11 protein-coding genes are annotated in these 11,545 nt (G+C 55.5%); 4 read left to right on the forward strand and 7 right to left on the reverse strand.

The annotated features are described in order from the left end of the window. The first annotated feature begins 47 nt into the window (after positions 1-47). The 3 genes from kefF to folA all read left to right on the forward strand — a co-directional run bounded on the left by kefF (position 48) and on the right by folA (position 3,030). Positions 48-578, forward strand: coding sequence for a glutathione-regulated potassium-efflux system oxidoreductase KefF (gene kefF / locus IM303_RS12390; RefSeq protein ID WP_048999030.1), 531 nt, complete (start codon positions 48-50; stop codon positions 576-578). Then, the gene (kefC, locus tag IM303_RS12395) at positions 571-2,436 is read left to right on the forward strand and encodes a glutathione-regulated potassium-efflux system protein KefC (RefSeq protein WP_048999031.1); all 1,866 of its coding nucleotides are present in this window, start codon (positions 571-573) and stop codon (positions 2,434-2,436) included. Before kefF ends, kefC begins: the two co-directional genes overlap by 8 nt. A 114-nt stretch (positions 2,437-2,550) precedes the next feature. After that, the gene (gene folA, locus IM303_RS12400) at positions 2,551-3,030 is read left to right on the forward strand and encodes a type 3 dihydrofolate reductase (protein ID WP_006173915.1); all 480 of its coding nucleotides are present in this window, start codon (positions 2,551-2,553) and stop codon (positions 3,028-3,030) included. A 35-nt stretch (positions 3,031-3,065) separates the two neighbouring features. Here the strand turns inward: folA and apaH are convergent, their stop codons facing one another. From apaH to lptD, 6 genes are read right to left on the reverse strand one after another with little or no spacing between them, the layout of a single operon-like run. Further along, entirely contained in the window at positions 3,066-3,914 is an 849-nt protein-coding gene (gene apaH / locus IM303_RS12405) for a bis(5'-nucleosyl)-tetraphosphatase (symmetrical) ApaH (RefSeq protein ID WP_048957865.1), read from the reverse strand. A gap of 4 nt (positions 3,915-3,918) precedes the next feature. Continuing rightward, entirely contained in the window at positions 3,919-4,296 is a 378-nt protein-coding gene (gene apaG, locus IM303_RS12410; RefSeq protein ID WP_014882505.1) for a Co2+/Mg2+ efflux protein ApaG, read from the reverse strand. Between the two features lie 3 nt (positions 4,297-4,299). After that, positions 4,300-5,121 (reverse strand): 16S rRNA (adenine(1518)-N(6)/adenine(1519)-N(6))-dimethyltransferase RsmA, encoded by an 822-nt coding sequence (gene rsmA, locus IM303_RS12415; protein ID WP_028015479.1) that lies wholly within the window; start codon positions 5,119-5,121, stop codon positions 4,300-4,302. After that, positions 5,118-6,104, reverse strand: coding sequence for a 4-hydroxythreonine-4-phosphate dehydrogenase PdxA (gene pdxA / locus IM303_RS12420; protein WP_193359990.1), 987 nt, complete (start codon positions 6,102-6,104; stop codon positions 5,118-5,120). The genes rsmA and pdxA overlap by 4 nt, the downstream gene beginning before the upstream one ends. Continuing rightward, the gene (gene surA / locus IM303_RS12425) at positions 6,104-7,390 is read right to left on the reverse strand and encodes a peptidylprolyl isomerase SurA (protein WP_048999032.1); all 1,287 of its coding nucleotides are present in this window, start codon (positions 7,388-7,390) and stop codon (positions 6,104-6,106) included. The genes pdxA and surA overlap by 1 nt, the downstream gene beginning before the upstream one ends. A gap of 53 nt (positions 7,391-7,443) precedes the next feature. After that, positions 7,444-9,795: an LPS assembly protein LptD gene (gene lptD / locus IM303_RS12430; protein ID WP_048999034.1), complete on the reverse strand. Its 2,352-nt coding sequence runs from the start codon at positions 9,793-9,795 to the stop codon at positions 7,444-7,446. A gap of 239 nt (positions 9,796-10,034) precedes the next feature. On the opposite strand from lptD, the gene djlA reads away from it, so the two are divergent. Next, a complete protein-coding gene (gene djlA / locus IM303_RS12435; protein WP_028015483.1) occupies positions 10,035-10,850 on the forward strand; it encodes a co-chaperone DjlA in 816 nt (271 codons plus the stop codon). Positions 10,851-10,880: 30 nt separating this feature from the next. On the opposite strand, the gene rluA is transcribed toward djlA, so the two are convergent. After that, a complete protein-coding gene (rluA, locus tag IM303_RS12440) occupies positions 10,881-11,540 on the reverse strand; it encodes a bifunctional tRNA pseudouridine(32) synthase/23S rRNA pseudouridine(746) synthase RluA (protein WP_028015484.1) in 660 nt (219 codons plus the stop codon). Positions 11,541-11,545: the final 5 nt, after the last annotated feature.

The raw sequence follows: 11,545 nt of genomic DNA on the forward strand, positions 1-11,545 counted from the left end.
TGACTACACTCTTTTGTTAAAAGAAGGCAGTAACAACAGGCTAATCAATGATTCTTATAATTTATGCCCATCCCTATCCGCAGCACTCGCATGCGAATAAGCGGATGCTTGAGCAAGTAAGGACGCTGGATAACGTAGAGATACGTTCCCTCTATCAACTCTATCCCGATTTTAATATTGATATCGCCGCTGAACAGGAGGCGCTAACCCGTGCCGATCTGATTATCTGGCAACATCCTATGCAGTGGTACAGTACGCCCCCACTCCTGAAACTGTGGATCGATAAGGTCTTCTCTCACGGCTGGGCGTATGGCCACAACGGCCATGCGCTAAAAGGCAAAAGTCTGATGTGGGCGGTCACTACGGGCGGAGGAGAAAGTCACTTTGATATCGGTTCCTTCCCGGGTTTTGAGGTTCTGGCGCAGCCGCTGCAGGCTACGGCGCTTTACTGCGGGCTGAACTGGCTCCCGCCTTTTGCGATGCATTGCACCTTTGTTTGCGACGATGAAACGCTGCAGGCGCAGGCTCGCCATTATAAACAACGCTTGCTTGAGTGGCAGGAGACGCATCATGGATAGCCATACGCTGATACAGGCGCTGATTTATCTCGGCGCGGCGGCGCTGATTGTGCCGGTGGCGGTACGTCTGGGGCTGGGGTCGGTTCTTGGCTACCTGATTGCGGGCTGCGTCATTGGGCCCTGGGGCTTTCGACTGGTAACGGATGCGGAGGCGATCCTCCATTTCGCTGAAATTGGCGTCGTGCTGATGCTGTTTGTGATTGGTCTGGAGCTGGATCCGCAGAGGTTATGGAAACTTCGCGCCTCGGTATTTGGCGGAGGCGCGCTGCAGATGGTGGCCTGCGGCCTGCTGCTCGGTGGGTTCTGCATCCTGTTGGGCATGGACTGGAAAGTGGCGGAGCTTATCGGCATGACGCTTGCGCTCTCCTCGACGGCCATCGCCATGCAGGCGATGAACGAGCGAAATCTGACGGTCTCGCAGATGGGACGCAGCGCGTTCTCGGTGCTGCTGTTCCAGGATATCGCCGCTATTCCGCTGGTGGCGATGATCCCGTTGCTGGCGGCAAGCGGCTCGTCCACGACGCTGGGGGCGTTTGCGCTGTCGGCATTAAAAGTCGTGGGGGCGCTGGCGCTGGTGGTCCTGCTTGGCCGCTACGTGACCCGCCCGTTACTGCGGTTTGTTGCCCGTTCAGGCCTGCGCGAAGTGTTCAGCGCCGTGGCGCTGTTCCTGGTGTTTGGCTTTGGTTTGCTGCTGGAGGAAGCCGGACTGTCGATGGCGATGGGGGCGTTCCTCGCAGGCGTTCTGCTGGCGAGCTCTGAATATCGTCACGCCCTGGAAAGCGATATCGAGCCGTTCAAAGGGCTGCTGCTGGGGCTGTTTTTCATCGGCGTGGGGATGTCCGTCGACTTCGGCACGCTGGTCACGCACCCGCTGCGGATCGTCATCCTGCTCGTCGGTTTCCTGGTGATTAAAATGGTGATGCTGTGGCTGATTGCGCGTCCATTGAAGGTGCCGAACAAGCAGCGCCGCTGGTTTGCCGTACTGCTGGGTCAGGGGAGCGAATTTGCATTCGTGGTCTTTGGTGCCGCGCAGATGGCAAACGTGCTCGATCCCGAGTGGGCGAAAGCGCTGACGCTGGCGGTCGCGCTTTCGATGGCGGCAACGCCTGTTCTACTGGTGGTGCTGACGCGTCTGGAAAAATCAGGCAGCGAGCAGGAGCGCGAAGCCGACGAGATCGATGAGGAGCAGCCGCGCGTCATCATCGCCGGATTTGGTCGCTACGGGCAGATCGTCGGGCGTTTACTGCTGTCAAGCGGGGTGAAAATGGTGATTCTCGATCACGATCCTGACCATGTCGATACCCTGCGTAAATTTGATATGAAGGTGTTTTACGGCGATGCGACTCGCGTCGATCTGCTGGAATCCGCCGGGGCGGCAAAAGCCGAGGTATTGATTAACGCCATTGACGATCCTGAGACCAGCATGCAGATGGTGGAGCTGGTAAAAGAGCATTTTCCGGGGCTGACCATTATCTCCCGCGCGCGCGATGTGGATCATTACATCCGGCTGCGTCAGGCGGGCGTAGAAGCGCCGGAGCGTGAAACGTTCGAAGGCGCGCTGAAGTCTGGCCGCCTGGCGCTGGAGAATCTGGGGCTCGGCGCGTATGAAGCGCGCGAACGTGCGGACCTGTTCCGCCGCTTTAACACCGGGATGGTGGAAGAGATGGCGGCGATGGCCGGCAGTACGGCCACGGAGCGTGCGGCGGTGTTTAAACGCACCAGCGCCATGCTGACAGAAATCATTAACGAGGACCGCAATCACCTGTCGCTGATCCAGCGCCATGGCTGGCAGGGCACGGAAGAGGGCAAGCATACCGGCGATCCGGCTGACGAGCCCGAGAGTAAACCTTCCGCGTGAAGTGGAGTTGCCAGCAATAATAAAAAATTTCTCTATCTTTACTCTGCCGCCAGTCGACGAAAGATTAAGCTTTCCGTATAGTGGCGGCAATTTTTTGCATCCGGGAAATTTTCAATGATCAGTCTGATTGCAGCGCTGGCGGTGGACCGCGTTATCGGTATGGAAAATGCCATGCCGTGGAACCTGCCTGCCGATCTCGCATGGTTTAAACGTACTACGTTAAACAAGCCGGTAGTGATGGGCCGCCTGACCTGGGAGTCGATTGGTCGTCCATTGCCGGGCCGTAAGAATATCGTTATCAGTAGCCAGCCGGGCACTGACGATCGCGTCGAATGGGTTAAGTCCGTTGATGAAGCGATTGCCGCCTGCGGTGACGCCGAAGAGATCATGGTGATCGGCGGCGGCCGCGTGTATGAGCAGTTCCTGCCAAAAGCGCAGAAGCTGTATCTGACCCACATTGATGCGGAAGTGGAAGGGGACACCCATTTCCCGGATTACGATCCGGACGAGTGGGAATCGGTATTCAGCGAGTTCCACGACGCGGATGCACAGAACTCCCACAGCTACTGCTTCGAGATTCTGGAACGTCGTTAAGTGATGTCCCTCTCCCGCCCGGGAGAGGGAATGATTCAGGAGGCAACGGCCTCACTTCCCCCTAAGTCCAGCTGTCGGTTGGACGGCTGAACAAAGTAAGTTTTATCTTCCCAGCGTAAGCAGGTCAACTCTCCGCCCCAGCAGCATCCGGTATCCAGACCGTAGATCCCGTCCGGCGTGCCTTTTCCTTCCAGCGCAGCCCAGTGGCCAAAGACGACGTTGTACTCGCTTGTCACGGGTCCAGGAATGGCAAACCACGGTTTGAGCGGGGCAGGCGCGCTTTCCGGCGTCTCTTTGGAATACATATCCAGCTGCCCGTTCGGGAAGCAGAAACGCATGCGCGTAAAAGCGTTGGTAATAAAGCGCAGGCGGGCCAGACCGCTGAGATCCTCGCTCCAGTGATTCGGCATATCGCCGTACATGGCATCAAGGAAGAAGGGGTACGAGTCGCTCGCCAGCACCGCCTCAACGTCACGCGCGCAGGTTTTAGCCGTCTCAAGATCCCATTGCGGGGTGATCCCGGCATGAGCCATGACCAGCTTTTTCTCCTCATCGACCTGCAGTAAAGGCTGGCGGCGCAGCCAGTTAATCAGTTCGTCCGCGTCTGGCGCATCCAGCAGGGGAGAGAGGCGATCTTTAGGTTTGTTGCGGCTGATCCCGGCAAATACGGCCAACAGGTGAAGATCGTGATTGCCCAGCACCATGCGCACGCTGTCGCCCAGAGATTTGACGAAACGTAAAACCTCAAGCGAGCCCGGGCCACGCGCGACTAAATCGCCCGTCAGCCAGAGCGTGTCCTGTCCTGGCGTAAAGTCGACCTGTTTTAACAATGCGATCAGTTCATCGTAGCAACCGTGAACGTCGCCAATCAGATATGTAGACATTAGATTAATGAATGAGTGTGGTTACGGCGAGACGGAACACAGGAATAGCAACGCGGAACACATTGCCATCGACGTCGACCATTTCATAATGGCCTTGCATGGTACCCAGCGGCGTTTCAATTACCGCGCCGCTGGTGTACTGATACTCTTCGCCAGGGGCGATGTGGGGCTGTTCACCGACCACACCTTCACCCTGAACTTCAATTTCGCGGCCATTGCCGTTGGTGATAAGCCAGTAGCGCCCGCGCAGCTGCACGGGCATCCGCCCCAGATTGCGAATGGTCACGGTGTAAGCAAAGACAAAACGTTCTTCATCCGGCGATGATTGCGATTCAACATAGACGCTTTGTACATGGACACATACGCGGGGCGAATCAATCATGGCTTAACTCTCCTTCGGCGGCGCATTTTCGCTGATGTAATTAGCCAGCTTGCAGTACTGCTCTACGGAAATGTTTTCCGCACGCATTGCCGGGTCGATCCCCAGCTCTGCTAACACCTCAACGGTAAACGAATTGCTCAGACTGTTACGGATCGTTTTACGGCGCTGGTTAAAGGCTTCCGTGGTGATGCGGCTCAGTACACGCAGATCTTTAACCGGATACGGTTTCGTTTTGTGCGGCACAAGGCGCACAACCGCAGAATCTACTTTCGGTGGCGGCGTGAACGCTGATGGCGGTACTTCGAGTACCGGGATCACGTTGCAGTAATATTGTGCCATCACGCTTAAACGACCATACGCTTTACTGTTCGGCCCTGCAACCAGACGGTTAACAACCTCTTTTTGCAACATGAAGTGCATGTCGGCAATGGCATCAGTATAGCTAAAGAGGTGGAACATTAGCGGCGTGGAGATGTTATACGGCAGGTTGCCGAACACGCGCAGCGGCTGGCCCATTTTTTCCGACAGTTCGCCAAAGTTCATGGTCATGGCATCCTGCTGATAGATGGTCAGCTTTGGTCCGAGGAACGGGTGCGTTTGCAGGCGTGCGGCCAGGTCGCGGTCCAGTTCGATAACGGTCAGCTCGTCGAGGCGTTCGCCTACCGGCTCGGTCAGTGCGGCAAGGCCCGGGCCGATTTCGACCATAGCCTGACCCTTCTGCGGATTAATAGCAGACACGATGCTGTCGATCACGAACTGATCGTTGAGAAAGTTTTGCCCGAAGCGTTTACGGGCTAAGTGGCCCTGATGGACTCGATTAGTCATTGAGTATTAACAATCATTTTGATGGCGAGATTAAGCGCCGTAATAAAACTGCCGACATCCGCTTTCTTCTGGCCTGCCAGATCCAGCGCAGTGCCGTGGTCAACGGACGTTCGAATAAAGGGTAAACCAAGGGTGATATTCACCCCGCGGCCAAAGCCCTGGTATTTTAGCACGGGCAGACCCTGATCGTGGTACATCGCGAGGACGGCGTCGGCATTATCCAGGTATTTTGGCTGGAAAAGGGTGTCCGCAGGCAGCGGCCCGCTGAGATTCATCCCTTTGGCGCGCATTTCTTCAAGCACCGGAATAATGGTGTCGATCTCTTCGGTGCCCATGTGCCCGCCTTCGCCGGCGTGCGGATTGAGGCCGCAGACCAGCACATGCGGCTGCGGGATCCCGAATTTTGTCTGCAGATCGTGATGCAGGATCCCGATGATCTCCCGCAGCAGTTCCGGGGTGATGGCATCAGGAATGGCCTTGATCGGTAGATGGGTGGTCACGAGAGCAACGCGCATCGCTTCCGTCGCCAGCATCATCACCACTTTCGGGCTGTGCGAGCGCTCTTCGAAGAACTCCGTATGCCCGGTAAAAGGGATGCCCGCTTCGTTGATGACGCCCTTATGCACGGGGCCGGTAATCAGAGCGGCAAATTCGCCCTTCAGGCAACCGTCGCAGGCGCGGGCAAGGGTTTCCACGACGTAGTGGCCATTTTCCGTGCTGAGCTGGCCTGGAACAACGGGAGTACGAAGGGGAACAGAAAGAAGAGTGAGCGTACCGGCCTGCTGTGGTGCGGGCTGTTGGCCTTCAACGTAGGGGATGAGCGTTAAGGGCAGACCGAGCAGATTCGCCCGGTCTTGTAACAGTGTTGCATCCGCGCAGACAACCAATTCTACTGGCCAGCTGCGCTGGGCGAGCTGGACAACGAGGTCAGGCCCAATCCCGGCGGGTTCGCCGGGAGTGATAACAACACGATGCTGTTTCATTAGTTGCTCAGGACTTTCACGTAAGCACTGGCGCGCTGTTCCTGCATCCAGGTTGCCGCTTCTTCGGAGAACTTACGGTTAAACAGCATACGGTAGGCTCTGTCTTTCTGCGCCGCATCCGTTTTGTCCACGTTGCGGGTGTCCATCAGCTCGATCAGATGCCAGCCAAATGAAGAGTGAACCGGGGCACTGATCTGGCCTTTATTCAGCTTCATCAGCGCATCGCGGAAGGCAGGATCGTAAATGTCCGCAGCCGCCCAGCCCAGATCGCCGCCCTGGTTCGCAGAGCCAGGATCCTGAGAGAACTCTTTCGCTGCATTGGCAAACGACGTTTTACCGCTCTTAATATCTGCGGCAATTTGCTCCAGCTTCGCACGCGCCTGATCGTCAGTCATGATCGGTGACGGCTTCAGCAGAATGTGGCGGGCGTGAACTTCAGTCACGGAGATATTCTGGCTCTGACCGCGCAGATCGTTCACTTTCAGAATGTGGAAGCCCACCCCTGAACGGATTGGACCGACGATATCGCCTTTCTTCGCCGTGCTCAGCGCCTGAGCAAAGATAGATGGCAGCTCCTGGATACGTCCCCAGCCCATCTGACCGCCTTTCAGGGCCTGTTGGTCAGCAGAGTAGGTGATAGCCAGCTTGCCAAAGTCGCCGCCGTTACGCGCCTGGTCGACAATTGAACGTGCCTGACTTTCTGCTTCAGCAGCCTGATCTGACGTTGGGTTCTCTGGCAGTGGGATCAGAATGTGGCTCAGATTCAGCTCTGTGCTCGCATCGTTCTGGTTGCCCACCTGTTTTGCCAGCGCATCCACTTCCTGCGGCAGGATCGTAACGCGACGACGCACTTCATTGTTACGCACTTCCGAGATCAGCATCTCTTTACGGATCTGGTTACGGTAGGTAGCGTAGCTGATGCCGTCATAGGCCAGACGGCTGCGCATCTGGTCCGGCGACATGTTGTTCTGCTTTGCAATGTTAGTGATAGCCTGATCGAGCTGCTCGTCAGTCACCTTCACGCCCATTTTCTGACCCATCTGCAGGATAATCTGATCCATGATCAGACGCTCCAGGATCTGGTGGCGCAGCGTGGCGTCATCCGGAAGTTGCTGACCCGCTTCGCCCGAATTGAGCTTCACGGATTTCATCAGACCATCAACGTCACTTTCGAGCACGACGCCGTTGTTAACGACAGCGGCGACCTTATCAACAACCTGGGGGGCCGCGAAGCTGGTATTCGCAACCATAGCGACACCAAGCAGCAGCGTTTTCCAGTTCTTCATACTTTTTCCATTTCAATTAACCGCAAAGCGGATTACGTTGTAAATCAAGCACATTACAAAGAACTACTGTACGGCAGAATGTTCGAACGCAGCATCTGATGCGTGCCCAGGCCGTAGTTGGAGCTCAGGCCGCGCAGTTCGACATTAAAGCCAATCACGTTATCGTATTTGCTCTGATTGTTTACAGTGTCCCAGCCGTTAAGCTTACGCTCGTAACCGACGCGCAGCGCGTAACAGCAGGAGTTATATTGCAGACCTACCATCTGGTCCGCTGGCTTATTCGCGTTAGTGTCAAAGTAGTAAGCGCCTACGATTGACCAGCGGTCGGCGATAGGCCAGCTTGCTGCACCACCAACCTGCGAGATGCCGTCTTTATACTGTTCTGCGCCTGCATAAGAAGGCAATGTTGCCTGAATATATTCCGGGCTGGCATAACGATACGTCAACTGTACCATGCGGTCTTCATCGCGACGGTACTCAATAGCGGCACTGCTTGTGGCGATATTATCGAGGCGAGTGTCATATTGCACACCACCGCGCAGGCCCCAACGGTCAGTCATGCGCCAGTACGTATCTCCCGCCCATACCAGCGATCCCGTTTTGTTGTCTTTCTCCCACTGAATGTTGTCATCACCGGTACGTGACTCGGTGAAATAGTAGATTTGACCAACAGAAACGTTAAAACGTTCAACGGCGGCATCATCATAAACGCGTGTTGTGACGCCGGTCGTTAACTGGTTAGCGGATGCGATACGGTCCAGACCGCCGTAAGTACGATCGCGGAACAGGCCGCTGTAGTCAGACTGCAGTAAAGACGAGTCGTAGTTCTGAATCTTGCTCTGATCGCGATATGGCACGTACAAATACTGCATACGCGGCTCAAGCGTCTGGGTATAACCATCCGCCAGCAGGCCCATATCACGCTCGAAGATCAGCTTCCCGTCCATTTTGAACTGCGGGAGCGTTCGGTTAACCGACTCTTCCAGATGCGCATTGTTCGTGGTGTTGTAATTATCAACATTTTTTTGCTGATAGTGCGTCGCCATCAGCTTGGCTTCGGTATTCAGGCTTGCCCAGTTGTTAGACCACGGCAGATTGATCGTCGGCTCCAGGTGAACACGCGTAGCTTCCGGCATGTCCGAATCCGTGTTCACGAAATGTACCGCCTGAGCGTAAACCCGGGTGTCGAATGGACCTACATTATTCTGATACCAGTTAACGTCCAGCTGCGGCTCTGCACCATAGGTAGGCGTGGACTGGTCAGAGAATACCTGGAACTGTTTGGTTGAGACGGTTGCATCAAAGTTCTGCACCGCATAGCCTACGCTGAACTTCTGCGTGGCATAGCCATCCGTGCTCGAACCGTATTTAGACGAAAAGTCGTTAAAATAAGATGAGTCGCTAACTTTGGTATAGTCAACGTTAAAGCGCCACACCTGATCCATCACTCCGGCATGCTGCCAGTAGAATAGCCAGCGGTGTTTATCGCCTTCTGTAGGGTGCTCATCCTGGAAGACCTTATCCGACGGCAGATAATCCAGCTCCATCAGGCCAGCACCGGCCTGAGTCAGATAGCGGAACTCGTTCTCCCACATGATGTTGCCGCGCTTGTGGATATAGTGCGGCGTGATCGTGGCGTCCATGTTGGGCGCGATGTTCCAGTAATACGGCAGGTAGAACTCAAAGTAGTTCGTGGTGCTGTATTTGGCATTCGGGATCAGGAAGCCCGAGCGACGCTTGTCACCTACGGGAAGCTGGAGATAAGGGCTGTAGAATACCGGCACCGGACCCAGCTTAAAACGTGCGTTCCAGATCTCTGCGACCTGCTCTTCACGGTCATGGATAACTTCGCTCCCGACCACGCTCCAGGTATTTGAACCCGGCAGACATGATGTAAAGGAGCCATTCTCCAGAATCGTATAGCGGTTTTCACCGCGCTGTTTCATCAGGTCCGCTTTACCGCGTCCCTGGCGACCCACCATCTGGTAATCACCTTCCCAGACGTTAGTATCTTTGGTATTCAGGTTTGACCAGGCTTTCGGACCTTTCAGGATGACCTGATTGTCGTCATAGTGCACATTACCCAGCGCATCCACCGTTCGTACCGGCTCGACCGCGCCTTCCGGCTGCTTCTGGTGCAACTGCACTTCATCAGCCTGCAGGCGGCTATTGCCCTGGTTAATATCCACATTGCCCGTAAACGTGGCATTGTCAGGATAAGTACCTTTGGAGCTATCGGCAGTAATGGTTACCGGCAAGCTATTTGTATCGCCCTCCACCAGTGGGCGATTATAACTTGGGACGCCAAGCATACACTGCGAGGCGAGATCGGCCGCCAGCCCCTGTTGACTGTACAGGGCGGAGCCAATCATTGTGGCCAGGAGGGTGGGGATACGTTTTTTCATACGTTATATTTTATTGTTCCGTCATCAGTGGCTACGGCTTACAAACGCTCAGAGACTATCTTACTCATCAGCGCAGTACCAGCGTTAATCCTGCCCGTTTGCGCGCCAGAGTGTTAGGCTCGCTATCGAATGACGAGTATGATAAAGCAAATTATAGGCGATGTCCTTCAATTGACCGTGGCTTGAACACTGTGATGATGACGTTGCGTCGGCAGGGAATATGACTATCCGGGGAGTATATGCAGTATTGGGGTAAAATAATCGGCGTTGCGTTCGCCATCATCATGGGTGCCGGGTTCTGGGGAATTGTGCTTGGGCTTATCATTGGCCATATGTTTGATAAAGCACGCAGCCGCAAAATGGCCTGGTTTGCCAATCAGCGCGAGCGCCAGTCGCTCTTTTTCTCCACCACCTTTGAGGTCATGGGGCACTTAACCAAATCCAAAGGCCGCGTGACCGAAGCGGATATTCAGATTGCCAGCGTTTTTATGGATCGCATGAACCTGCATGGTGAGTCCCGCCTGGCGGCGCAGAATGCGTTTCGCATCGGTAAATCGGATAACTATCCGCTGCGTGAAAAGATGCGCCAGTTCCGCAGCATCTGCTTCGGACGTTTTGATTTAATTCGGATGTTTCTGGAAATCCAAATCCAGGCGGCGTTTGCCGACGGCTCGCTTCACCCCAATGAACGCGATGTCCTGTACGTTATTGCGGAAGAACTGGGTATCTCCCGTATGCAGTTTGACCAGTTCCTGCGCATGATGCAGGGCGGCGCCCAGTTTGGCGGCGGCTATCACCAGCAGTCTTCCGGCGGTGCATGGCAGCAGGCGCAGCGTGGCCCGACGCTGGAAGATGCCTGCAACGTGCTTGGCGTGAAGCCCACGGACGATCAAACCACGATTAAACGTGCCTACCGTAAGCTGATGAGCGAGCATCATCCTGACAAGCTGGTGGCGAAAGGCTTACCGCCGGAAATGATGGAGATGGCGAAGCAAAAAGCGCAGGAAATCCAGAAGGCGTACGAGCTCATTAAAGAGAAGAAAGGTTTCAAATAAGAAAAAGCCCGACAATGTCGGGCTTTTTTTTCAGAAGTCCACCGGGGCTTTAAACGTCATCGCGTTACCGAAAGTAGGGTGGGTGATGGTGAGCGTCTGCGCATGAAGCTGCAGGCGTGGCGCTAACGCCAGGGCCTCTGGCGGGGCGTAGAAGCGGTCACCCAGAATCGGGTGACCCAGCGCAAGCATATGCACGCGCAGCTGGTGTGAACGTCCGGTAATCGGCTTAAGCAGGACGCGCGCGGTGTTATCCGGCGCGTACTCCAGCACTTCATATTCGGTTTGCGCGGCCTTGCCGGTTTCATAACACACCTTCTGCTTTGGCCTGTTCGGCCAGTCGCAAATCAGCGGTAAATCCACCAGCCCTTCCGCCTGCGCCGGGTGGCCCCAGACGCGGGCAACATACTGCTTCTTCGGCTCGCGCTCGCGGAACTGACGCTTCAGCTCGCGCTCCGCTGCTTTATTCAGCGCCACCACAATCACGCCGCTGGTGGCCATGTCCAGGCGATGGACGGACTCGGCCTGCGGATAATCGCGCTGAATGCGCGTCATCACGCTGTCCTTGTGCTCATCCAGACGGCCCGGCACGGACAACAGGCCGCTCGGTTTATTGACCACCATAATGTGTTCATCCTGATACAAAATGACCAGCCAGGGATCCTGCGGCGGATTATACGGCTCCATCACCATCTTGC

The sequence above is a fragment of the Enterobacter cloacae complex sp. P38RS genome, from assembly GCF_014930775.1.
GTDB classification, from domain to species: Bacteria; Pseudomonadota; Gammaproteobacteria; order Enterobacterales; family Enterobacteriaceae; genus Enterobacter; species Enterobacter bugandensis.

What these genes read in the sequence shown, in the direction of transcription:
- kefF (WP_048999030.1), top strand. Translation starts at nt 48, where the DNA reads ATGATTCTTATAATTTATGCCCATCCCTATCCGCAGCACTCGCATGCG.
- kefC (WP_048999031.1), top strand. Translation starts at nt 571, where the DNA reads ATGGATAGCCATACGCTGATACAGGCGCTGATTTATCTCGGCGCGGCG.
- folA (WP_006173915.1), top strand. Translation starts at nt 2,551, where the DNA reads ATGATCAGTCTGATTGCAGCGCTGGCGGTGGACCGCGTTATCGGTATG.
- apaH (WP_048957865.1), bottom strand. Translation starts at nt 3,914, where the DNA reads ATGTCTACATATCTGATTGGCGACGTTCACGGTTGCTACGATGAACTG.
- apaG (WP_014882505.1), bottom strand. Translation starts at nt 4,296, where the DNA reads ATGATTGATTCGCCCCGCGTATGTGTCCATGTACAAAGCGTCTATGTT.
- rsmA (WP_028015479.1), bottom strand. Translation starts at nt 5,121, where the DNA reads ATGACTAATCGAGTCCATCAGGGCCACTTAGCCCGTAAACGCTTCGGG.
- pdxA (WP_193359990.1), bottom strand. Translation starts at nt 6,104, where the DNA reads ATGAAACAGCATCGTGTTGTTATCACTCCCGGCGAACCCGCCGGGATT.
- surA (WP_048999032.1), bottom strand. Translation starts at nt 7,390, where the DNA reads ATGAAGAACTGGAAAACGCTGCTGCTTGGTGTCGCTATGGTTGCGAAT.
- lptD (WP_048999034.1), bottom strand. Translation starts at nt 9,795, where the DNA reads ATGAAAAAACGTATCCCCACCCTCCTGGCCACAATGATTGGCTCCGCC.
- djlA (WP_028015483.1), top strand. Translation starts at nt 10,035, where the DNA reads ATGCAGTATTGGGGTAAAATAATCGGCGTTGCGTTCGCCATCATCATG.
- rluA (WP_028015484.1), bottom strand. Translation starts at nt 11,540, where the DNA reads ATGGTGATGGAGCCGTATAATCCGCCGCAGGATCCCTGGCTGGTCATT.